The following is a 23,535-nucleotide window of genomic DNA, read 5'->3' on the forward strand; positions in this document are numbered from 1 at the left end:
GCTCCTGAATTTTTTCCTGTTGAAACTGTCAATGCGTTACTTGTTTTTGCCTTCGGCAAACAAGGCGTCGAGCTTTTTCTCGTATTCGTGATAGCCCAAATAACCGTACAGATCCATGCGTGTTTGCATCTCATCTAGTACCGCTTTTTGGTCGCCATTTTCAAGAATTGATTTATACACATTCTCCGCCGCTTTATTCATAGCACGGAACGCCGACAGCGGGTAAAGCACCATATCCACGCCCCACTCGCCTAGCTCTTTGCGATTCCAAAGCTCGGTTTTACCAAACTCGGTAATATTGGCGAGAATCGGCACATCAAGGGCCTCAGCAAAGGCGCGATAGTGCTCCTCGGTTTGCACCGCTTCTGCGAATATGCCATCGGCACCGGCGGCCACGTAGGCTTTTGCCCGTTCAATGGCGGCCTCTAGACCTTCTTGAGCAAACGAGTCGGTGCGCGCCATAATGAAAAAGTCAGGGTCGGTGCGCGCATCAACGGCGGCTTTAATGCGATCAACCATCTCGTCAACTGAGACGATTTCTTTATTCGGGCGGTGACCACAGCGCTTTTGCGCCACCTGATCTTCCATATGCACCGCTGCGGCCCCAGCTTTTTCCATATCGCGAATGGTTTTAGCGATATTGAATGCGCCGCCCCAACCGGTATCGATATCGACCAACAGAGGTAAGTCACAGGCCGAAGTAATACGTTGCACATCGGCAATTACGTCGTTCAATGAGGTCATGCCCAAATCGGGCAACCCATAAGAGGCGTTGGCTACGCCACCACCTGAGAGGTAAATTGCCTGATGACCCAGTTGTTTGGCCATAATGGCGCAGTAAGCATTGATGGTGCCCACTACTTGCAACGGCTTGTTTGCCGCCAATGCTTGTCTAAATTTCTTTCCTGCGGACATGGGGTTCTCCTGTTAGATGCGCGGTTACCCTGAGTGGGCCGCGTTAAACTTATTTTCAATATTATTCATGGAGTAGCTGATATGACGTTTCATCAGCAACTCGGCAAGCTCGCCATCGCGATTGTCAATGGCATTAATAATGGCAAGGTGTTCGTCAAAGGCTTTAGATACCCTTGGCCCTGTCATTCCCATTTGCACCCGATACATGCGGATCAACTGGTATAGGTCGTTGTATAACAAGTTGAATAAATGCTCGTTTTTAGAGCCTTTAATAATGCGATAATGGAAATCCAAGTCACCCGCTTCTTGGTAATAGGATTCGCCTTCTTTAACACGTTGCTCGTTAAGGTGTTTATTCAATAAGCCTTTCAGCGAGGCAATTTCTTCATCAGCCATGTTTTCGGCGGCAAGGCGACAGGCTAGCCCCTCGAGTGCGGCGCGTACCTGATAGACTTCAATTAACCGCTCCGGCGTAAGCGCCACCACGCGACAACCGACGTTGGCTTTGCGCTCGACCAGATTACAGGCCTCTAGGCGATTAAGAGCATCGCGCAGGGTGGCACGTGACACCCCAAAGCGTTTGGCCAGCTCGGGCTCGGATATTTTTGAGCCCTGCTCAATATCGCCCTCGACAATAGCGCGGCGCAGATCAACAAACACTTGATCGGCAGCAGTAGTAATAGGTTGATGTGAATGCAGCTGTTCGCTCACGGCTTTTCTCGAAATTGTCGACAATCTAGGCCTGTACTATGGGATCGATGCCGGTAATTGTCAATAACCTCTACCTTTAATTGTCGACATAAACACAGTTTATAGCGTTATACACACTGTAAACTCGCTTTATTACATAAAAGTGTCGACAGCTTAAAAAGCAAAGCAATGCCAAAGCGGATGCGATAAACTATAGCTCACCGTCACAGCCGCTGTAGTTAAAATCGCGATGGATAAGCATACTTATATTCCCGATGCCTTTTTGGACGACGTTGCGTCCTACCTCCCCGAACACTTGCAATTACAAGACTTCGTTGCTGCCTGCCAGCGCCCGCTGAAACGTGCGGTACGGGTGAATACATTAAAAATGTCGGTGGCAGCATTTCGCGATTATTGCGCCGACAAACAGTGGCACATTACTGCTATTCCATGGTGCCCTGAGGGGTTTTGGCTCACTCGCCCGCAAGAGGAAGAACAGGCATTGCCCATTGGCCGCACCGACATTCACTTAAGTGGCTGTATTTATGTGCAAGAGGCCAGCTCCATGTTGCCGCCGATGGCCCTAGCCGACGCTCTTGAAGGCGCTGAAACGGTGCTCGATATGGCGGCGGCACCAGGCAGTAAAACCTCGCAGCTAGTGGCGCTATTAGATAACCAAGGCTTGCTGGTGGCCAACGAACTGTCATCATCACGGCTAAAAACACTCAGTGCCACACTCAAACGAGTGGGCGCTCGCAATGTTGGCTTATCGCACTTTGATGGTGCCGTTTTTGGCGATTATATGCAGGAAAGCTTTGATGCCATTTTGCTCGATGCACCATGCTCCGGTGAAGGCACCGTGCGCAAAGACCCAGATGCATTAAAGAACTGGTCACTGCAATCCAATATTGATATTAGCGACGTGCAAAAAACGCTGATCAAAAGCGCATTTCATGCTTTAAAACCCGGCGGTACACTAGTTTATTCTACCTGTACACTGACCCCGGTAGAAAATCATGCGGTATGCGCGTATTTGCTCGCCCAATTTCCAGGGCTTATCGAGATTGACCCCTTGCATGGGCTGTTCCCTGATGCCGACAAAGCCTGCACTGAGCATGGCTATTTACATGTGTGGCCACAGCTTTTCGATAGTGAAGGCTTCTTTATCGCCCGCTTTAAAAAGTTGGGTAGCCAAAGTAGCAGTACGCCGAAAACCAAAAAAGGTCGCTTTCCTTTTACGGCAATGGAGAAAAAGGCCCAACAGCAACTGCAGCAACATGTGCAGCAACAGTTTGCCATGGGTAAATTAGCTGGCCGACTGATGCAACGCGATAAGGAAGTATGGTTGTTCCCCGACATCGACGATGAGCAATTATTTACAGCCATTAAATACTCGCGCATTGGTATTCAAATAGGCACCACTCACAGAAATGGGGTGCGGCTAGAGCATGAGTTCGCAACCTGTTTAGGCCAGTATGCAACGCGCAATACCATGGCGCTAAACCCACAGCAAGCTCAGCAGTACTTTCACGGTCAGGATATCCGCTTAGATGAGCCGAGCAAGCACAAAGGTGAGGTGATCCTCAAGCTTAACGGCGCGCCCGTAGGCTTAGGTAAATGGCAAGGGCAGAAAATTAAGAATGCGCTGGCCCGCGATTTAGTGATGGATGGGCAGTTAATAACTTGGGTATAACTTGGTAATAAACGGTTAAGAAACACTGGCCAGTTTTTTACAATTATTTACAGAGTTTAGTTAATAAGTTGTTTTTTATAGTAATTTAATACTAGGTTTTTATTTCCATTTTCGCCCGGCGTTAACTACAATTATAAGAACTTTCGCTTCTCCCGTATGAATGTGTAAAGTTTATTAGTTAGCGCACGGCTCATCATGAGCCATTCCCCTGGGCCCAGGACAATGCGGATTCGTCCTGGGCATTTTTTCGCCTCATGTTTCTTTGAAAGCCGACTCTAATATTTTAAAGCATTGAAAGTTAAAGCAGCTTCCCTCAACCTTCGGTTGATTGGACACGTCTAGCCGCCCATAGCAGTCTACTCCTTACCTGAGCAATAACACAGTGCGCCCGTTCCCCCAAATAAGGCACTACGAACATGAAATTTTTTGCTTTTACCCTTTTTCTCTAGCCGCGCCCACACTCCGTTAATATAGTGGCATAAGGTTCTGATGGGGAGTGAGTTATTATGGTTGTGCGAAAAGTTTTGTTGGTAACTGCTATGCTGAGTGCTGCGCTGGGAATGAGTGACGCAAAAGCAAAGGCCCAAGATCAACAAAGCGGTCTTTATAGCGGGTTTAGCTACCCCAATGGGAAGCCCAATGCCATCAGTCTAAGTTTTGATGATGGTCGCCACTCTCAAGTTGATGTGGGCATGGCCATTTTAGACAAATACCAAGTAAAAGCGACTTTCTATGCCCAACCTGAGCCCATTGCTGAGCGCTTAGCGCAGTGGCAAGCGGCGATTAACAATGGCCATGAATTGGGCAATCACACAAGCCACCATTTGTGCTCAGGTAACTTTGAATGGCTGCGTAAAAAAGGCCTGTCTCTAGAGCAGACCACCCTAGCCTGGTTAGAGAACGACATTAAAGAGGCTAACCACTATTTTAAGAAACATTTAGGTGTGACCCCTCACGCGTTTGCCTACCCCTGTGGTCATACTTTTGTTGGCCGGGGTAAAGGCACACAAAGCTATGTGCCCTTGGTAGCGACCCTGTTTGACACCGGCCGCACTTGGAATGATGAAACTGCCAACAATCCCAACTTTACCGACTTTGCCCAGCTCACTGGTATACGTATTGATGGTCTGCGTTTTGCGCAAATCAAAAAGTTACTGGAGCGCTATCGCGAGAATAACAGCTGGATTATCTTAGCAGGCCACGATATTGGCAAACGGGGCCCTTATACCGTCGACACACAAGCGTTGGAGCAACTGCTCGCGTATATTAACGACCCCGACAATGGCTTTTGGGTAGGCACTGTTAGCGAGGTCGCCGACTATGTACGCAGTAATCGTACGGCTCCATAACTTCGGTTGGACTTCAGGTTAACAAGGCGTCCAACCTGAACTTAGTCAGTTATGACCATATCCTCAGCTAGCTCAGATAGTTATATTGTCTTATCGCTCGCACTAATGCTGCGAGCATGCGTACACCTTAGTCAAGGCGTTGCCAATCACTTAAAGTTAACCGCCACTTTATCTGCTTTTGCAATCAAACCACTCTTTGACGATATGTAAGTTACTTTATCTGCTAACGCCACGGCATTGTTGAGCACAATAGTCACATCTCCCTGCATCACTGTTTCACCATTTTCAAAGCGCATCACTTGTGCTTTAGCCTCTGGTTGATCATCTTTAGCGAATGAAATGCGTACATCACCAATCTATGTTTGCACTTTGCTGGCCTTTTCACCAGCACATTGGGGGGAAGTCGAGCTTTTGCCACTTTATCCAGGTCGCCAACAGGAGCTTTCACACTATTATCAGCGCGAATAGAACACGTTGAACTAAGTTGGCACTGTTTTTGATACTTAACCGTGCAAAGGCGAAAAATGTCGCTATTTAGCGACATTTATTGATAAAAATTTCAATGTCCGCGAAAACTTTACAAACACAGAGGAAAACAGCGATGAAGGATAAAATAATAAACACAGTGTACGCATTTGGTCTATTTGGTCTTATCGGTGTGATCCCTCCAATTTTGGTTGAGCGCAGTATTGATGCACAAATGCACGCGCAAGTGGCGCCCAAATACAGCAAAGACTCAGACAGTTACGCATTTTTACAGCAGCGCAGCTATTCTGCTGCAGCGCCCAAGCTCACTCTTCTAGATACCTGTAATAACAGCGACGAAAACTATCAACCGCTAGCAAACTCTCTTAGCACTTTACCGCAAACCAGCTTAGTTTTGGCGCAAAGCATTATTCAGTGCCTACAGCGTAGCTAAGGGCTAATCTAGCTCATATTCGGTGACACTGCCGTCACTGTGTAACAGTCGATAACGACACAATTTGCCGTGCTCTAGCTCCACAAGACTAATCGCTGCATGACTGACCAAATGCTTTTGTGGTCCCGAGGTGGTGTCGTGTTTATCAACTTTCATTTGCCAGCGTTTAGTGAATAAATTCAGTGGGCTTCGTGGTGAGTACAAAATCGAATCAAGCTTGTCGAGCACGTTAATAAGCTTTCGTGGAAATTCGTTTTTAATGCCGCTGGCGGTTAGTTGCCAAATGCGGTTTTCTCGTTCGGAGAAACGCGCCCGCACCGAAAAACAAAACGAATAATGAACGTCGCCAGAGAGAATGATGGTTTCCTGGGGCGTATCCAAACGGCGGAAAATATTCAGCAGCTTTTTAGCTGATCCCTCATGTGCCATCCAGTTTTCACAATCCACCACCAGCGGCTGATTACACAGAGTAAACACAGCTTGAATAGCTTCAATGGACTTAACCCCAAATACCGGCGCAGGCGATACCAGTAATACTTGCTCCGAGCCCTGAAGACTGTTCTCCAACTCCAGTAGTCGCTGCCAATCCAGTAGCCCTGAAGGCTCGTTAAAATCTTGTTCGTTACGCCAGCGGTGGGTACGCGTGTCAAGTACCACAACCTTAGGGCTAGTTGGCAGTTCATAGTGCCAATAGTCGTAGTTTAATAATGGCTTATACAGTGGCGCTAAATGCCAAAAGCCATCCCCTCGGGCTTTTTTCAATGCCTCAAAGAACGGCCATGGCGTGTCACTGGCGCAGTTCCCCCAACCCTGAAACAACGCATAGCTGAGCATGGCGTTGCCGATAATCGCACGGCTAGCCGGGTGGGTATACACCGCTTGCTCCCAATTTGCGGTAAGGTTCCAATCATCAGTCACATCATGGTCGTCAAAAATCATCAAACTCGACACATGAGCAAATAGCCGCGCCGCATAAGGCTGCGAGGCAGCAAAATCAAGCACGTGGGTGCGCTCTTGTTGGAAGGTTTGGTAATGGGGGTGACTGTCACTGAGTTGGAGTTGCTCGGTGTCGATTAGTTGCCAACACGGTGCTCCCAAACTCAATAGGTAAAGCGCTATGAATTCTTCAAAATGCACTAAGTGGTTGGCACTTTTGACACTACTAAAGTGCGGCTCGTCGCGGCGCAACCAATAGCCTAATTGCCACTTCGAGCGCTTTTGCCATGGCGTATGAGGCAATTTACAAGCACGGTTATACAAGTCATCTTGTACTTGTTGGCTGAGCGCTATCAGCTGCTCACCCTCGCGATAAATGCCGAGACGCTCAATCAGCTGGTGGATAGCCAGCAGCATCGGCCCAGCCACGTCGTCAGCATAAATTTGATCGCCGCTAAGGAGCAACAGCTGGGGTCTTTTCTCGGCATTACTATGACTTTGCTGCATTAGCTTATCGCCCTGCATGAGGGCATCTTCACTGTAGTGATGAGGGTTGCGGCAGGAGCCGTGAAGCACAGAGCGCAGTTGCTCCGGGATCAATAGACTTGGCAGTGTTGCATCAGCGTAGCAATAGTCACCCAAGTCATGGGCTTCGGAGCCAAAATACAGCTTATAGGCTATGGATATCTCGGTACTAAATGCGCCATTCACTGGCGTAAGGGTGCAGTTATGGAGGTATAAATGCTCTCCCAGGCGCAGTGTTTCGGTGTGTTGCTCACTGGGGTGCTGATGAAGCTTAAACACTGGCTCTAACGCCTGGGACGTCGCTAGTTGGATACGTATCTGTTGTTTTTCAGCGCGGCGTACTACAGGGCCTAAAAGCAACACAGGTAACGATGTCATTGCGCCGGCCCTACCCTAATTAACGCCGAGGAATACGGTTGAACAAGCGATAAAAGTTGTCTGTAGTGGCCGTTGCCAGCTCTTTATAACTGATGCCTTTAAGCTCAGCAATAAAGTAAGCTACATCCTGCACATACGCAGGCTGATTGGTTTTTCCACGATGCGGCACCGGTGCCAAATAAGGCGAGTCGGTCTCAATCAGTAACCTGTCGAGCGGAATTTGCTTAACGACATCACGTAACTGCTCAGCATTGCGAAATGTCACAATTCCGGAGATAGAGATATAAAAGCCCAAATCCATGGCTTTTTTTGCCATGTCGTAATCTTCAGTAAAGCAATGCAACACGCCACCACAGCGTTCAGCGTGGTGTTCGCGCATGAGGTTGATGGTATCCTCGCGCGCATCTCGGGTGTGAATAATAAGCGGTTTATCCAACTCGTTGGCGACATCAATGTGGCCGACAAAACTCTCTAGTTGTACTGGCTTGGTTTCAGCACTGTAGTAGTAATCAAGACCGGTTTCACCAACGGCAACGACCTTATCACTGGCAGCCAATTGTCGGAGCTGGTCAATATTGAGCGCGTCTTTTTGGTCCAATGGATGCACCCCACAAGATGCCGATACATCGCTGTAAGGAGCAATCGTCTCAAGCATTTGTGGAAATTTATCCAAGGTCACGTTAACACACAAAAAGTGTTCAACATCACGCTCTCGCGCCTGTTGTAAAACACCGTCTAAGTCAGTGTCTAGCTTATCAAAGTCAAGTTTATCGAGGTGGCAATGCGAATCTACAATCATGGAATACTGCTTGGTTGATGTAAGGCCTTGGGCCTTACATGGTGTACGTTGGATTGCCGGAGTTTAACATAGTGCCGAGCATTTTTTCGATCTTGTCGCGCACATGCGTCTTATCGTCGATAAAACCGATGCCGATACCCGGGGGGTTAGAGCTCTGCGCGCCAATAGGCGTCACCCATACGACTTTCCCGGTGACCACATCGTCTTCGAGCGAGTCTGGCAAGGTAACGCGTAGCGCCAGCGATTGGCCCATTTCGTAATTCATGTTGGTACGCACGAACAAGCCGCCACTTTTTATATAAGGCATATAACAACGATACAACTCATCCAAATCGTCTAATTCTACAAGTAGCTCTTGCACATTGGCTCCTTTATTATTGGAATTCTCGTCTTAGGGTGCGCAGCAACTGCGACACCGCCAAAGTAATATTCAGCCCTGAGGTCTGTGTTAACGTTTCACTAAAGCGTTGTAATTGCTGTTCACAACGTTGCAGCGACGCAAAACTGGCCCCTTTTTGAGACTGTTGCAATAAAAATTGGCTGACAAACAGCCTAAAGATAGCAATATATTGTGAGTTTTGCGTCAAAATATCAACTAACTTGTGCCCATCTGTGCCATTTTGTAGCTGGCTAACTGCCTGATACAAGGTTTGAATTTGCTCTAGCTCATCATTATCTTGCCAGTGCTTTAGTAACAAAGGTTGCGAGATAAAGTGCTTTGCAAAGGCGCTTGCCATTGCCATCGCCGCATGGTGAGTTAGCCACTGCTGCACTGCATGCTCATCATCCACATATACGTGTTGCTTAGCACAGCGGCTTAGTATAGTTGCCGGCAACGTGGCACTGTCTGAACTTAATAGCCACAGGTAACAGTGCGCGTTAGGCTCTTCCAAGGTTTTCAACAAAGCATTACTGGCCGCCACCGTCATGCGTTGAGCCTCAGGGACAATGATACACTTAGCCCCGCCTTGTTGCGCACTGTGATGCACGAAATCACTAATGGCGCGGACACTGTCGACCCCGATAGAGGCCCCCTCATCGCTCAACACTAAGCTATCTGGGTGTGTGCCTGCTTGGTTGAGCTGACAGCTTTTGCATTGTCCACAGGGGTGCATGCCCTCATTATGGTGACATAACAGCGCCTCACTTAAATACTCAGCAAGTGCCCTCTTGCCAACGCCCTGTGGACCATAGAGTAGATGTGCGTGATGCAAACGCCCTTGCGCAAACTGGCGGGCATACTGTTGCCCAATAGCACTTAACCATGGGTACATTATCGTCTCGCTATAAACTCACAGAGCGTTTGCTCAATATCCTGATGCACTTTTTCAATTGCTTGAGAGGCATCAATAACAACAATGCGTTCATCCTGTTCAGCAAGTTCAAGATAGCGCGCGCGTGTTCGTTCAAAAAAACTTAAGTCTTCACGCTCGATGCGATCTAACTCACCTCGGCCTCGAGCACGAGCCAGACCTAAAGCAGGTTCGATGTCTAAATACACAGTAAGATCAGGGCGAGTATCGGCCAGTACATACTGGCTAAGGAAGTTCATCACTTCACAAGAAATTTGTCGACCGCCACCTTGATAAGCCTGTGATGATAAATCGTGACGATCGCCAAGCACCCATTGGCCACTGGCAAGCGCCGGGCGAATCACATTTTCCAATAGCTGCGAGCGTGCAGCGTACATCAATAGTAACTCGGTTTGCGTACTAATGGATTCTTTCTCTGCATGTTTAACAATAGTGCGCAGCTGCTCAGCCACGGGCGTGCCACCGGGCTCGCGGGTAGTAATATAGTCAATGTTGGCGCGCGCCAACGTGTCGGCGCAAATTTTCATTGCCGTCGACTTTCCCGACCCCTCAAGGCCTTCAATTACAATAAACTTAGCTGTCATTTCGACTCTTTAACTGATACTGACGTACGGCTCGGTTATGATCTTCAAGCCGTTTAGAAAACTGATGACTGCCATCGCCCTTGGCGACAAAATAATAATAGTCTGATTGTTGCGGTTGCACCGCAGCCACTAAGGCCGCTTTTGACGGCATGGCAATGGGGGTAGGCGGCAAGCCATCAATACGATAGGTATTATATGGCGTTTTTTCACGTAGATGGGCGCGGGTAATATTGCCATCGAATTCAGGGCCAATACCATAGATAACCGTAGGATCAGTCTGCAAGCGCATGCCTTTGTTAAGACGGTTAACAAACACCGATGCAATTAACGGCCGCTCCCCAGCAACACCGGTTTCTTTCTCTATAATTGAGGCTAAAATTAATGCCTCATCAGCACTATTGAGTGGCGAACTGCTACTACGTTGCTGCCACGCTTGGTCTAATTCAATTTCCATTTTACGATAGGCGCGAGTCAGCAACTGCACGGCATGGTCTCCGCCATGATAATGATACGTATCGGGAAAAAAGCGCCCTTCCAACTGCTCATCCAGTGGCTTTCCAAGAAATTCGTCGCCCCAATGCAACGGCTTTTCTATATAGGGAGCGCGCTGAAGTCGACTTAGCACCTGGCGCAGGTTGTCGCCTTCAATAATGGTGAAGCTAAACTGGTGCTCTTTGCCTTGGCTAATTTGTCTAAATGCGGCAAGTGCAGTGCCTGGATTGAGCTGATAAAGTCCAGCTTTAAGATCAGTTAACGTGGGGTCAAGCTTGGCTAATACTTGGAATCGCCAGCAGCTATCAAGCCATTGCTTTTGCTGCCACTGGCGGCACAGTTGATTGAACCCGGTGCCACTGTGTACCTCCACCAACTGAGATTCAGGTAAATGCAGTGGTGCCACCATAGCTTGTTTAATTTGATAGTAACCCGTTGCCGTCGCAACAATGGCTAACAACAACACCGATATGACCACCCGTAACATTAACCCAATCCCTTATTATTCAGTGCTTTGGTGAGCACGCTTTTACTAATATCTACATTGTAGTCGTGATGCGCCAAGCGCTTTATAGGGATCACTCCCATCAAACTATTGCAACAATACAAGGCATCCACACTGAAGAGTGTGGCCAAGTTTACACGTTGCTCGCACACAGCTAAATGTTGGCTTAAATGCGTTAAATACACCCCTTTTACTCCCGCTTGGTCGAGTTTTGGAGTAAACCACTGGCCTTGTTGATACAGCAACAAATTAGCGCTGGAAGTCTCAATAACATTATCGGTTGTATCAAGTACTAGCATATCATCACTGGGTGCTTTTGCGGCTTCTTGCTTCACCAATACTTGCTCCAAACGATTAAGCGTTTTCAACCCTGCTAACAGCGGTTGCTGTGCTAAACGGGTCTGCGCAATCGACAAGCTCAAGCCGGTCTCTGCCAATGTTTGATACTGAGTGGGGTACGGCATTAATCGCACAATACGCTGGATGTGGGCATCTGTTGGAGGAGCATAACCACGCCCGCCACTGCCGCGTGTGTACACTATTTTAAGAACATAATCATCGCTTGGAGCCATTGCTATTAAAGCATCTACGTCTCCTTCGAGCGCAGCTATGTCTAATTCAGGGAAACCTAAGCGAGTTGCACACTGTTGCAACCGAGCAATATGCAAAGGCCACAGTTCAACCTGACGCTGGCTGACTTTAGCGGTGGTAAAAAAACCATCACCATAATTCAACCCACGATCATTGATACTCAAAGAAGTGGCCACTTGGCCGTTTATTATTGTTTTATCCATATAAAAAAGCTCGGTCATAACCGAGCTTATAGTACCAGTATCGCCCTAGTGCGGTCTACGCCGTAACTAGGGATTCACTTTATACTTTTTTGAATAACAATGAACCGTTAGTACCACCAAAGCCAAACGAGTTACACAGCGCATAATCAAGTTTTGCATCTCGCGCAGTATGGGCAATGTAATCAAGATCACAGCCCTCGTCCGGGTTATCCAAATTAATGGTCGGTGACACCTGCTGGTCGCGCAGCGATAGGATAGTAATGATTGATTCAACAGAACCCGCCGCACCTAGAAGGTGCCCCATCATTGACTTTGAAGAGCCGACCATGACTTTATTGGCGGCATCCCCAAAGACATTTTTCACGGCTTGGGTCTCTGCCTTATCACCTGCAGGAGTCGACGTTCCGTGCGCATTGATATAACCCACTTGTTCTGGGTTCACGGCTGCATCTTTTATAGCATTGGCCATTGATAAACCGGCGCCGGCACCATCCGCTGGCGGCGAAGTCATATGGAAAGCGTCGCCGCTCATACCAAAACCGACGAGCTCAGCATAAATATTAGCGCCTCGCGCTTTAGCATGCTCATACTCTTCAAGCACAATCACACCTGCACCATCAGAGAGTACAAAACCATCGCGGTCTTTATCCCACGGACGTGACGCCGCTTGCGGGTCGTCGTTGCGAGTGGAGAGCGCTCGTGCGGCGCTAAAGCCGCCCATACCCATTGGCGTAGATGCTTTTTCAGCACCACCGGCAAGCATGGCATCGGCATCGCCATAGGCAATCATACGCGCTGCATGACCAATATTGTGCAAACCGGTCGTACAGGCAGTAACAATTGAGATATTCGGTCCACGCAGACCTTTCATAATTGAAAGATGGCCAGAGATCATATTAATAATGGTCGATGGCACATAAAAAGGCGACAGTTTACGTGGGCCTACATTTAGCAGCTTTTCGTGGTTTTCTTCAATCAGAGACAAGCCACCAATACCAGAACCTACAGCTACACCAACGCGATCAGCATTTTGTTCGGTGATTTCTAAGCCAGAATCGTCCAACGCCTGAAGGCCTGCAGCGATACCATATTGGATAAATAAATCCATTTTCTTGGTATCTTTTTTTGCCATGTAATCAGTGGCATCAAAATCTTTAATTAAACCGGCGAACTTGGTGCCAAAATCTGTTGTATCAAAATGGGTGATAGGGCCTATGCCACTTTGTCCATTTAATAAGCCTTGCCAGGTAGACGCTACATCGTTACCCAGCGGCGTTAGCATACCTAAGCCAGTCACTACGACTCGACGTTTAGCCACGGTGTCCTCCAAAAGGGAATATGTGATGGGAGTCTCAGATAGACTAAGGGCAGCTGAATGCTGCCCTTAAATAGAAATGCGTTGATTACTCAGCGTGAGCTGTAACGTAATCGATAGCTGCTTGAACTGTAGTGATCTTCTCAGCTTCTTCGTCTGGGATCTCAGTATCGAATTCTTCTTCTAGCGCCATTACTAGCTCAACAGTATCAAGAGAGTCCGCACCTAGATCGTCAACGAAAGACGCTTCAAGCTTTACTTCTTCTTCTTTAACACCTAGCTGCTCAACGATGATTTTCTTTACGCGTTCTTGGATGTCGCTCATTCTTCTTTCCTTTATTTAAACGCTATTGCGTTATTTTTCAGATTGCGGCGTAGTTTACGCAGCATATTTGTCTGATTCAAGGATTTGCCCAGAGTTTTTTGGCTGGTCAAACCTCTAAGATTCAAAAGTTGCCCTTTTATCGCCCATTTTCACAGCGATTTCAAGTATGTTTAAAGCAAGATCACAAAAACTTCAACGTTTTGAGCCGAGTTTTTGCGACCTTTTTACGGCTGTTTTAGCCTTTACACCATGTACATTGCGCCATTTACATGCAAAGTTTCACCAGAAACGTATGCGCCCGCATCAGAGGCTAAATAACAAACCGCAGCGGCAATCTCAGACGGGTGTCCCAAACGTCCTGCCGGTACATTGGCAAGCGTAGCCGCTTTTTGCTCATCAGTCAGCTCATCAGTCATATCTGTTTGAATAAAACCTGGAGCCACAACGTTTACGGTAATACCGCGCGAAGCCACTTCACGGGCCAAGGATTTTGAAAAACCGATAACACCCGCTTTGGCAGCGGCATAGTTTGCTTGCCCAGCATTACCCATGGTGCCAACAACCGAGCCGATGTTAATAATACGCCCTGACTTTTTCTTCATCATTGGCCGCAACACCGCTTTCGATAAACGATAAATAGCCGACAAGTTGGTGTCGATAATGTCCTGCCACTCATCGTCTTTCATGCGCATTAAGAGGTTATCGCGGGTGATACCGGCATTATTAACAAGCACATCAAGATCGCCGAAATCAGCTTTAATGGCCGCTAACGTGTCAGCAATAGAATCACTGTCCGTAACATTCAGCTTGTAGCCTTTACCGTTTTCACCTAAGTATGCAGAAATTTTCTCTGCACCGTTGTCGCTGGTCGCGGTGCCGGCAACCGTTGCGCCCTGCTCTACTAATAGTTCAGCGACCGCTTTACCGATACCTCGGCTGGCGCCCGTTACTAATACAACTTTGCCCTCTAAGGAAAATAAATTTGCCATCATTGTTCTCTTTTATTTCGCTGCATCAATGCTGGCGATGTCATTCACTGCACTGCATGCAACTGATTTATCAATTCGTTTCACCAGCCCTGTAAGTACTTTACCTGGGCCAAATTCATACGCTTGTGTCACGCCCTGCTTTGCAATAGCTTGCATGGTTTCAGTCCAACGTACAGGCGAATACAGTTGGCGGACCAAGGCATCTTTGATTGCTTCAATGTCTTGCTCGGCACTGACATCAACATTATTAATGACACTGTATTTAGGTGCCTGCAACGCCAACGCATCTAAATCAGCCTTTAATTGCTCTGCCGCTGGCTTCATCAACTCACAATGCGACGGCACACTCACAGCAAGTGGCAATGCACGTTTCGCTCCGGCCTCCTTACAGGCTTCACTGGCGCGCTCTACCGCCTCTTTGTTACCGGCAATCACCACTTGGCCTGGTGAGTTATAATTCACCGGTGCAACCACTTGACCTTGTGCGCTCTGGGCACACGCTTTGGCAATTGCATCATCATCTAAACCAATAATCGCAGCCATTGAGCCGACGCCAGCAGGAACCGCCTGCTGCATATATTGGCCGCGTTTTTCTACGAGTTTCACGCCATCGGCCAGGCTTAATACCCCAGCACACACCAGCGCTGAATACTCGCCTAGACTGTGCCCAGCAAGCACCAACTCGTGCCCTTGATCTGTTTGCTGTTGCCAATGGCGGAAAATAGCCACTGATGCACACAGTAGTGCTGGTTGCGTACGATGGGTTTCGTTTAGCTTGTCTTGTGGACCATTAAGTACCAAGTCAGCCAAATCATAGCCAAGGGCATCAGACGCTTCACGGAAGGTCTCTTGCACAGTGCTCGACTCAGCCAATAGCTCAGTTAACATACCAACGCTCTGGGAGCCTTGACCTGGAAATAAAATTGCGATTTTTTCAGACATATGCTGCTCTTTTCGTTTGTTTTAGCGATGTTCGCGAATATTGGCAGGCAGTTAATGAGGAGGGAGGTTGGCGCAGCGCTTAACTCGCGTCTTGCATGGGTTCATGCTCTGCAAAGGCCGTTTGTATCTTCTCTGGCAACTGTCGTTGCACTTCCCTTACAGCCTCATTAATTGCCGCAAGAAATGCACTCGCTGAGGCATTTCCGTGACTTTTAACCACTATACCGCGCAATCCTACCAAAGATGCACCGTTATACTGGTCGGGGTTCACCTTTTTATATATTTTTTTTATGACAGGCATAAGAATTAGCGCCAAACCGCGATAAAGCAAATGCTTTTTCAATGCACGCGTCATCTTGTGCATAATCAATTTAGCGATGCCCTCACAGGTTTTGAGTGCCACGTTACCGACAAAGCCCTCACACACGATCACATCTGACTTGCCGCTAAAAATATCACTGCCCTCGCTGTAACCAGTGTAATTAAGCGCGGGGTTCTTTTGCATCATCTGCGCCGCTTCTTTAATGCCTTCATGACCTTTAATATCTTCCGAACCGATATTAAGCAAGCTCACACGGGGGTGCTCGATATCTTGTGACTCGCGAGCAACCACCGATCCCATGATGCCAAATTGATACAAAGTATGGGCATCACAGTGAACGTTAGCGCCTAAATCAAGTAAATAAACCGGTTTTTTGGTCTCAGTGGGCACCGATGAGATCAGCGCTGGGCGTTTAATACCAGGCAGCATTTTCAGCACATAATGGGCCATAGCAAATAATGCGCCGGTATTCCCAGAACTAACACAAGCCTGCGCTTTACCTTGCTTGACTAAATCTAGGGCAATACGCATCGATGCGTCTTTTTTGTTACGCAGCGCAGAAGCTGGCTCGTCAGCATTGGTGACAATTTGCGTGCAGTGCTGAATTTTTAATCGTGGATGTTGCAGTGCATCGAGCTGAGAAAGTTGCTCTTGTAATAACTGCTCATTACCGCAGAGGATCAGGGTAAGTGTTGGATGTAGATGAACCGCTTCAACTGCGGCGGGGATAGATGAACGGGGGCCGTAATCGCCCCCCATCATATCTAACGCAATGGTTAGACTGCGTTGCATAAAGCAATCTCTTACTTAGAAACTACTTTAACGCCTTTGTAGTAGCCGTCTGCAGTGACGTGGTGACGACGGTGAGTTTCACCAGTCACTTTATCAACTGTTAGAGCTGGACCACTGATCGCATCGTGTGAACGACGCATACCACGTCTTGCACGAGACTTTTTGCTTTTTTGTACCGCCATTAGCCTTCTCCTAAGAATCTTTCTTAAGTTGTTTCAAAATTTCAAATGGATTTGGTTTTTCATCTTCTGCCTCGATCTCTCCAAAGCTTTTCGCTTCTTCAGAGTATCGACAAGATGCTTCGTCATGCATAGGCACGATAGGAATAGCCAATATCAACTCATCTTCCACTAATTTCCGAAGGTTGACTTCGCCGTTCTCATCTAGCTCCACGACATCATAGTAATCCGGAAGATCACCAGACTCTGCACCTATGCCAACTGGCGTATAAGCAAAGTGTTGATCCAAATCCAACCTAAACTCTTCATTGCAACGCTGACAGGTTAGTGTCACCGTGGTCTTAATCGACCCCGACAGCACCGTTAAACCTTGCTCGTCATGTTTGCAATGAACATGTACCGCTATCTCACCACTTGAGTCCAGCACAACTTGCTCGAATCGAGAAAGTTCTTCAAGCCGAATCACGCCGTCATATTCTAACTTGCGTGTTGCGGCCCTGCCCGGGTCAAGGGTGACGGGAATCTTCACCTTTTGCATAGGGGCTGCATCATATAGATAGTTGCTAGTAGAGTCAAAATAAAATTCGACTTTCCTTTTGTTTTTCGCCCGATTGCGCCGTATTCTAAGGCCGATGTTTAACAAATCGATGATCGGGCCATGAAATTAGCTTTTATCTTAGCCTCTAGTTCGCCATTTCGGCAGCAATTATTAAAAAAAATTATCCCTGAATTCACTCATTTTTCCCCAGATATTGATGAAACACCTGAACACAATGAAGCCCCTGAAGTATTAGTGCGTCGCCTCGCCCTCGCCAAAGCCAATGCCGCGCACCAACACTATAACAAAGGCATCGTAATAGGCTCTGATCAGGTCGCTGTGCATCAAGGTGACATTTTAGGAAAACCGCATACGGTTGCTCGAGCTCAGCAACAACTGGCGCGCTTTAGTGGCGATGAAGTCACCTTTTTAACTTCGCTGGCATTGCTTGATTTAGAAACGGATAAGACCCAGGTGGTTGTCGAACCTTTTACGGTGCAGTTTCGCACCCTAAGCGAGCAGCAAATTGCCAATTACATTGCTAAAGAGCAACCGCTCAATTGCGCAGGCAGCTTTAAAAGCGAAGGCTTAGGAGTTTGTTTATTTGCCCGCATGCAAGGTAATGACGCTAATAGCCTAATAGGGCTGCCGCTGTTGCAACTCAACACCATGCTACTGAATTGGCAAATTGACCCGCTAGCGCTGTAATAACGTACGCAACTCGCTGAAATGATCGACGGTTGCAACGGGGGAAAACTGTTGCAACTGCGCGGCATTATGCACCCCGAAGGTGACTCCCACGGCATCGACCTTGGCATTGGCCGCCAGTTGCATATCAATTTGCGTATCCCCAATCATCAGTGCTTTATCAGCACTGACATCACACATTGTTAAAATTTGCTCGAGCATATCGGGGTGTGGTTTTGAATGAGCCTCACAACTGGTGCGCGTATACTCAAAGTAATCAGTCAACTGAGACTCAGCGAGTAAACGGTCTAACCCCTTGCGGCTTTTACCCGTTGCCACTGCCAGCCGATAACCCTGGCTCTTAAGCGCTGCAAGGGTCGTTTCAACCTCAGCAAAAAGCGGCGTTGGCGTATTATCTTCATACACATAATGATGTTTGTAGCGCGCCACCAGGTCGGTGTGGAGTTGACTGTGCTCGGGAAATAACGTGGCAATCGCGGTTTCTAAGCTCAACCCGATAATATTCTTAGCGGCCTCATCGGTGGGTTCTGGCACGCTAAAATGACGCGCAGCGCCTTGCAGGGTGGCAACAATTTTGCCTACCGAGTCCATCACCGTGCCGTCCCAATCAAAAATAATAAGCTCTTTGCTATTAAGCACGACGTAACTTCTCCAAGCAATGCGTTAATGCCTTGTCTAACGGTGCTTCAAGTGCCAAAGTGGTTTCCGTTTTAGGATGAATAAAACGCAGCTCGCGAGCGTGCAAGAACAAGCGGTTCAGGCCTGATTCGCGCATCGCGGTATCGAATACTTGCTCGCCATATTTATCATCACAGGCAATGGGGTGGCCTTTGCACTGGGTGTGCACGCGGATTTGGTGAGTCCGCCCGGTCACTGGCGATGCCTGTACCAAGGAGCACTGTTCAAAACGCTCGAGCACGCGAAAACGAGTATGGGACGCTTTACCCCGTTCATGGTCAACCCGCACCACTCGCTCACCGGATTGCAGAGTGTTTTTATTGAGCGGCTCAGTCACATTGCGCACCTTAGCATCCCATTGTCCGGCAACCAGCGCCCAATAGTTTTTCTCCATGGTTTTTTCTCGCAGTTGCTCATGCAAGCCTTTTAACACCGCGCGTTTTTTAGCAATCAATAAACACCCGGAAGTGTCACGGTCTAAGCGGTGCACCAATTCCAGGCTCTTCTCCTGCGGTCGCAGCGCTCGTAACGCCTCTATCAAGCCAAAACTTAAGCCACTACCACCATGCACCGCCATACCTGCGGGTTTATTGATGACAATAAGGTACTTATCTTCGAATAAAATAGCGTCTTCAAGCTTGCTCACTTTATCAAGATTAGTAGGTACCTGCTGCTCTGGACGCTCGGCAATTTTTATCGGCGGAATGCGCACCGTATCGCCGCTTTGCAGCTTATACACCGGCTTCACCCGCTTTTTGTTCACCCGCACTTCGCCTTTGCGTAAAATACGGTATACCGCGCTTTTGGGCACCCCTTTTAGTTTGGTAATCAAAAAGTTGTCGATGCGCTGTCCGCTATAGTCTTCATCGACGGTTACAAAGCTTACCTGAGTGCCTATGGAGTCTTTCATTGCCTAATCACTGATTTGAGTCATAATTTAGTTGCTAACGCAGCGGTTTTAATGGGATAATCCAAGCACGTAAAACCACCGTTAAGCGGTAGTTGTTTACGTTGCCATTGGCTTAGGCCAAACTTGCGTGAAACACATTCTGGGAAAGCGATCATACAGATTCGAGCTCGTATTTCCACAGCTTTTATCACCCAGAACCCACGTGACGGCAGTAGCAAGCAATGCGCGTAATAGATTGCTTCGCTGGCTGCGACCGCAAGTGGCAAGCGCCCAAAAGGGCAAGCGGAAACGAACAATAAAACGATGGGTTTTTGCTTTGATTAAGCACATGCTTAGGGCAAATACCACTAATGTAGACAATGAACATAATGCTATCGACCACCGTGAAGGTGTATCGGTAAAAACGACACAGTCATCTTGTTGAAGATAAACTGCACTGCGTAAAGTCCACGCATTGAGCGTGGCAAATAAGGCCCTATTGGCTGCTATTTTTATCGCCAGTTGCAACACAAGGTGAAACTAGAACGTTAAGCTTTTGCGTTAAAAGCCCAGTCGTGAGACTGCACCGAAGACAAAAATAAGAGCGCCGAAAGACCTAAGTGGTCGGGCACTATGCACAGAATTTAAGAGTAACAATATGAAACGTATGCTAATCAATGCGACGCAGCAAGAAGAAATGCGCGTTGCACTGGTTGATGGCCAGCGCCTGTATGATTTAGATATCGAAAGCCCTGGACACGAACAAAAAAAAGCCAATATTTACAAGGGTAAAATTACCCGTATCGAACCTTCACTTGAAGCCGCTTTTGTTGATTATGGCGCCGAACGCCACGGTTTCTTACCTCTAAAAGAAATCGCTCGTACTTACTTCCCTAGCGGTTATACCTTCAACGGTCGCCCAAACATCAAAGACGTGATCAAAGAAGGTCAAGAAGTCATTGTTCAGGTTGATAAGGAAGAACGTGGTCAAAAAGGCGCGGCTCTGACTACCTTTATTAGTGTTGCTGGTAGCTACCTTGTACTGATGCCGAATAACCCTCGCGCCGGCGGTATTTCTCGTCGCATTGAAGGTGAAGAGCGTGCCGAATTAAAAGACGCACTTAGCCGCTTAGATTTGCCTAAAGGCATGGGGTTGATTGTCCGCACCGCTGGTGTTGGTAAATCATTCGAAGAGCTTGACTATGACCTTAAGGCCCTGCTGGTTCACTGGCAAGCAATCAAAGAAGCAGCCGATAGCGATAAAGCCCCTTTCTTGATTCACCAAGAAAGCAACGTGATTTTCCGCGCTATTCGTGATTACTTACGCCGTGATATTGGTGAAATCTTAATTGATAAGCCAAAGGTATTCGAAGAAGCCAAAGCGCATATTGAGCGCTTCCGCCCTGACTTCATGAGCCGTGTAAAGTTGTATCAAAACGATGTGCCTTTGTTCACTCATTACCAAATCGAAAGCCAAATTGAGTCAGCGTTCCAGCGTGAAGTACGCTTACCATCAGGTGGTTCAATCGTTATTGACCCAACTGAAGCCCTGACTTCTATTGATATCAACTCGTCAAAGGCAACCAAAGGCAGTGATATCGAAGAAACGGCCTTAAACACCAACTTAGAAGCGGCCGATGAAATCGCCCGTCAACTGCGCCTGCGTGATCTTGGTGGCCTGATCGTAATCGACTTTATCGATATGACTCCTCCACGTCACCAACGTGAAGTAGAAAACCGCTTAAAAGATGCTGCACGCCAAGACCGTGCCCGCGTGCAAATCGGTAAGATTTCACGTTTTGGTCTGTTGGAAATGTCGCGTCAACGTTTGCGCCCTTCTCTTGGTGAGGCGAGCCAAGGCACCTGCCCACGCTGCAGTGGCCAAGGCACAATCCGCTCAAACGAATCCATTGCGCTTTCAATTTTGCGCTTGATTGAAGAAGAAGCAATCAAAGACAACACCTCGCAAGTGAATGCCCAGGTCCCTGTAGCCGTCGGTGCTTACCTGTTAAATGAAAAACGCCGCAGCGTACAACGAATCGAAAAACGTCATAACTGTGATGTAGTGATCATTCCAAACCAACACATGGAAACACCTCACTATGAAGTAGTGCGTTTACGTAAAGATGAAACCTTAGAAGCGGCTAGCTACGAGCAGATTGCTGAGCCTGAGGCGGAAGCAGTCGAGTACTCACGCGCACCTGTCGCACCGAAGCGCGAAGAGCCTGTGCTTAAGGGTGTGGTTATGCCGAAGGACCCGGCGCCAGTGAGCGCCCCTAAAGCGCAATCCAAAGCCACAGAAGAGCCAGGTTTACTAAGCCGTATCGGGCAATGGTTGAAGAGCTTGTTTAGTGATGAGCAAGAGCAGCCAGAGCAAGATAAACAACGTAAACAACAGAGCAATAACGAGCGTCGTGGCGGTGGTGATCGTCGCCGCAACAACCAGCGTCGTCGTAATAACCAATCGCGCAATAAGCCAAAAGGTCCGCGCACGCAAAACGCCGAGGTTGCTGAGCAAGATAAAGATAAGGCTGAAGAAAGCAATAATCGAAACGAGCGCGGTGGTAATCGCAATAAGCGTCGTCGTGGCGGTCAAAACCGTCGTCGCGATAACCGTAACGACAACACCACCACCAACGAGCAAGAAAATAAAGATGTTGCGAACACTGCCAAGGACGCGCAAAGCGACGAGCAACAGCAAGCGAAGCCAAAGCAGCGTCGCCAACGCCGCAACCTGCGTAAAAAGGTACGGGTAGAAAACACTCAGAACAACACTGCTAGCGAAGAGAAGCCAGTAGCTGCTGTTGAAAACCCTGAGCAGCAAGCAGCTGTGGCTCAGCCAGAAAAGGCACTTGAGAAGGCGGATAAGCCAACCAAGCCAACACAAGGTAAAGAGCAAAAGCAGCAAAATACTGCGGACAAGCACAATGATGTGGCTGCAAAGAAAGCATCGCTTGACGAAGCACCGCAAACCATTGACGAACAAGCGCAGAGCAATGAGCAAGGTGAAGGTGAAAAAGAGGGTCGTACCCGTACTCGCCGCTCACCACGTCACTTACGCGCTGCGGGTCAACGCCGCCGTCGTGATAAGCAAGAAGGTGACAGTGATTCACCGGCATTTGTACCCGTCGCAGATCAAGCCATGGCTGAGCAGTCGCAACAACCAAGCGATGACACACCAGAGCAAGTGAACGACGATACAAAAACGACTGCAGCCACTGACAACGCAGCAGCAGAGACAGCGCCAACTAACGGTACGCAAGAGACCGCTGAGCAGGCCCCGGCTATAGAAGCTGAAGCAGCTCCGGTTGCGGCCGTGCAAGAAGAGACCGCTCCTGCCGCTGAGCAAATCATTGATACTGATGAGCCAGCAGCCGAGGGACAGCCTGAGCAAAGCGTTGCTGAGGTAGAATCTGGAGAACCTGCGCAGCAGCCTGAGACTGAAGTCGCTGAAGCATCCGCATCTAGCGAAGCGAAACAGCCTGAGAGCGAACCGCAAGCGTCATTAGAGCCAGAAGATAAGCCGTCAGTTGAACCTGCACCCGCAGCCGTTGTTAAGCAAGAAACGGCTGAGCCTTCAGCTGAGCCTGCACCTGAGCCACAGCGAGCGGTAACACCCGCTATAAGCAAAGCTTTAGGTCATGCCAGTGCGCCTGCGACACAACCGCAAGCGGTGGCATTGGTGGCTGCTTCTGAAGTGCCGAAAGCCATGCCAAGCGAAGCACGTATGACGCTACAAAGCAGCACATTGAAGCCTGGTTCGGTTGCACCGGTAGGCCATGCTTATGCCGATGCAGCAACGCCGAAGACAGTGTCGACAGACACCAAGGTGGCACATGCTACACACCAAGATGAGCATCAAGCACAGACAGTCAACGACTAAGGCGCTTGTACCATCATAAAAAAAGCCGCTGTTTTCACAGCGGCTTTTTTGTATCTCTATAACGCTCAGTTACCAGTGGACGT

The 23,535-nt window shown here is 48.3% G+C and carries 24 protein-coding genes; 5 read left to right on the forward strand and 19 right to left on the reverse strand.

The window, feature by feature from the left end; genetic code table 11:
• Positions 1-36 precede the first annotated feature (36 nt).
• Together prpB and MHM95_RS02545 are read right to left on the reverse strand one after the other, a co-directional pair.
• Entirely contained in the window at positions 37-915 is an 879-nt protein-coding gene (gene prpB / locus MHM95_RS02540) for a methylisocitrate lyase (protein ID WP_239384134.1), read from the reverse strand.
• A gap of 24 nt (positions 916-939) precedes the next feature.
• Positions 940-1,626: a GntR family transcriptional regulator gene (locus MHM95_RS02545; RefSeq protein WP_022945943.1), complete on the reverse strand. Its 687-nt coding sequence runs from the start codon at positions 1,624-1,626 to the stop codon at positions 940-942.
• A 229-nt stretch (positions 1,627-1,855) separates the two neighbouring features.
• On the opposite strand from MHM95_RS02545, the gene rsmF reads away from it, so the two are divergent.
• Both rsmF and MHM95_RS02555 read left to right on the forward strand, forming a co-directional pair.
• Complete coding sequence (rsmF, locus tag MHM95_RS02550; RefSeq protein ID WP_239384135.1) at positions 1,856-3,298, forward strand: 16S rRNA (cytosine(1407)-C(5))-methyltransferase RsmF; 1,443 nt, start codon at positions 1,856-1,858, stop codon at positions 3,296-3,298.
• A gap of 539 nt (positions 3,299-3,837) precedes the next feature.
• Entirely contained in the window at positions 3,838-4,647 is an 810-nt protein-coding gene (locus MHM95_RS02555; protein ID WP_239384137.1) for a polysaccharide deacetylase family protein, read from the forward strand.
• Positions 4,648-4,793: 146 nt separating this feature from the next.
• On the opposite strand, the gene MHM95_RS02560 is transcribed toward MHM95_RS02555, so the two are convergent.
• On the reverse strand, positions 4,794-4,943 hold the full coding sequence (locus tag MHM95_RS02560) for a hypothetical protein (RefSeq protein WP_235418888.1): 150 nt from the start codon (positions 4,941-4,943) through the stop codon (positions 4,794-4,796).
• Between the two features lie 305 nt (positions 4,944-5,248).
• Here MHM95_RS02560 and MHM95_RS02565 point away from each other — a divergent pair, with 305 nt between their 5' ends.
• Complete coding sequence (locus MHM95_RS02565; protein ID WP_045978420.1) at positions 5,249-5,566, forward strand: hypothetical protein; 318 nt, start codon at positions 5,249-5,251, stop codon at positions 5,564-5,566.
• Positions 5,567-5,569: 3 nt separating this feature from the next.
• Here the strand turns inward: MHM95_RS02565 and MHM95_RS02570 are convergent, their stop codons facing one another.
• The 14 genes from MHM95_RS02570 to yceD form a co-directional block, all read right to left on the reverse strand.
• The gene (locus MHM95_RS02570) at positions 5,570-7,405 is read right to left on the reverse strand and encodes a metallophosphatase (protein ID WP_239384138.1); all 1,836 of its coding nucleotides are present in this window, start codon (positions 7,403-7,405) and stop codon (positions 5,570-5,572) included.
• A 19-nt stretch (positions 7,406-7,424) separates the two neighbouring features.
• Positions 7,425-8,204, reverse strand: coding sequence for a YchF/TatD family DNA exonuclease (locus MHM95_RS02575; protein ID WP_045978422.1), 780 nt, complete (start codon positions 8,202-8,204; stop codon positions 7,425-7,427).
• A 34-nt stretch (positions 8,205-8,238) separates the two neighbouring features.
• The gene (locus tag MHM95_RS02580; protein WP_022945950.1) at positions 8,239-8,565 is read right to left on the reverse strand and encodes a PilZ domain-containing protein; all 327 of its coding nucleotides are present in this window, start codon (positions 8,563-8,565) and stop codon (positions 8,239-8,241) included.
• Positions 8,566-8,578: 13 nt separating this feature from the next.
• Positions 8,579-9,478, reverse strand: coding sequence for a DNA polymerase III subunit delta' (gene holB, locus MHM95_RS02585; RefSeq protein ID WP_022945951.1), 900 nt, complete (start codon positions 9,476-9,478; stop codon positions 8,579-8,581).
• Positions 9,478-10,101: a dTMP kinase gene (gene tmk, locus MHM95_RS02590; RefSeq protein ID WP_130147591.1), complete on the reverse strand. Its 624-nt coding sequence runs from the start codon at positions 10,099-10,101 to the stop codon at positions 9,478-9,480. The genes holB and tmk overlap by 1 nt, the downstream gene beginning before the upstream one ends.
• On the reverse strand, positions 10,091-11,080 hold the full coding sequence (gene mltG, locus MHM95_RS02595; protein ID WP_239384140.1) for an endolytic transglycosylase MltG: 990 nt from the start codon (positions 11,078-11,080) through the stop codon (positions 10,091-10,093). The genes tmk and mltG overlap by 11 nt, the downstream gene beginning before the upstream one ends.
• Complete coding sequence (gene pabC, locus MHM95_RS02600) at positions 11,080-11,892, reverse strand: aminodeoxychorismate lyase (RefSeq protein ID WP_239384141.1); 813 nt, start codon at positions 11,890-11,892, stop codon at positions 11,080-11,082. Before pabC ends, mltG begins: the two co-directional genes overlap by 1 nt.
• Before the next feature lie 79 nt (positions 11,893-11,971).
• Positions 11,972-13,210: a beta-ketoacyl-ACP synthase II gene (gene fabF / locus MHM95_RS02605; protein ID WP_045978427.1), complete on the reverse strand. Its 1,239-nt coding sequence runs from the start codon at positions 13,208-13,210 to the stop codon at positions 11,972-11,974.
• Positions 13,211-13,295: 85 nt separating this feature from the next.
• A complete protein-coding gene (gene acpP, locus MHM95_RS02610) occupies positions 13,296-13,532 on the reverse strand; it encodes an acyl carrier protein (protein ID WP_022945956.1) in 237 nt (78 codons plus the stop codon).
• Positions 13,533-13,774: 242 nt separating this feature from the next.
• Positions 13,775-14,521, reverse strand: a complete 747-nt coding sequence (fabG, locus tag MHM95_RS02615; protein WP_022945957.1) for a 3-oxoacyl-ACP reductase FabG — start codon at positions 14,519-14,521, stop codon at positions 13,775-13,777.
• 12 nt (positions 14,522-14,533) lie between these two features.
• Positions 14,534-15,463, reverse strand: coding sequence for an ACP S-malonyltransferase (gene fabD, locus MHM95_RS02620; protein WP_151172576.1), 930 nt, complete (start codon positions 15,461-15,463; stop codon positions 14,534-14,536).
• Between the two features lie 79 nt (positions 15,464-15,542).
• Positions 15,543-16,577 carry a phosphate acyltransferase PlsX gene (plsX, locus tag MHM95_RS02625; RefSeq protein WP_022945959.1) on the reverse strand — a complete coding sequence of 345 codons (1,035 nt, stop codon included), beginning with the start codon at positions 16,575-16,577 and terminating at the stop codon, positions 15,543-15,545.
• A gap of 11 nt (positions 16,578-16,588) precedes the next feature.
• Positions 16,589-16,759, reverse strand: coding sequence for a 50S ribosomal protein L32 (rpmF, locus tag MHM95_RS02630; RefSeq protein WP_045978428.1), 171 nt, complete (start codon positions 16,757-16,759; stop codon positions 16,589-16,591).
• Between the two features lie 10 nt (positions 16,760-16,769).
• Positions 16,770-17,294: a 23S rRNA accumulation protein YceD gene (gene yceD, locus MHM95_RS02635; RefSeq protein WP_022945961.1), complete on the reverse strand. Its 525-nt coding sequence runs from the start codon at positions 17,292-17,294 to the stop codon at positions 16,770-16,772.
• 120 nt (positions 17,295-17,414) lie between these two features.
• On the opposite strand from yceD, the gene MHM95_RS02640 reads away from it, so the two are divergent.
• Positions 17,415-18,002: a Maf family protein gene (locus tag MHM95_RS02640; RefSeq protein WP_045978429.1), complete on the forward strand. Its 588-nt coding sequence runs from the start codon at positions 17,415-17,417 to the stop codon at positions 18,000-18,002.
• Here the strand turns inward: MHM95_RS02640 and MHM95_RS02645 are convergent.
• Both MHM95_RS02645 and rluC read right to left on the reverse strand, forming a co-directional pair.
• Positions 17,991-18,641, reverse strand: coding sequence for an HAD-IA family hydrolase (locus MHM95_RS02645; RefSeq protein WP_022945963.1), 651 nt, complete (start codon positions 18,639-18,641; stop codon positions 17,991-17,993). The genes MHM95_RS02640 and MHM95_RS02645 overlap by 12 nt on opposite strands.
• Positions 18,634-19,590 (reverse strand): 23S rRNA pseudouridine(955/2504/2580) synthase RluC, encoded by a 957-nt coding sequence (rluC, locus tag MHM95_RS02650; protein WP_045978430.1) that lies wholly within the window; start codon positions 19,588-19,590, stop codon positions 18,634-18,636. The genes MHM95_RS02645 and rluC overlap by 8 nt, the downstream gene beginning before the upstream one ends.
• A 637-nt stretch (positions 19,591-20,227) precedes the next feature.
• Between rluC and rne the strand changes: the two genes are divergently transcribed.
• Positions 20,228-23,452 (forward strand): ribonuclease E, encoded by a 3,225-nt coding sequence (gene rne / locus MHM95_RS02655; RefSeq protein ID WP_239384143.1) that lies wholly within the window; start codon positions 20,228-20,230, stop codon positions 23,450-23,452.
• The last annotated feature ends 83 nt before the right edge of the window (positions 23,453-23,535 follow it).

It is taken from the genome of Pseudoalteromonas sp. CnMc7-15 (assembly GCF_022347925.1).
GTDB lineage: Bacteria > Pseudomonadota > Gammaproteobacteria > Enterobacterales > Alteromonadaceae > Pseudoalteromonas > Pseudoalteromonas ruthenica.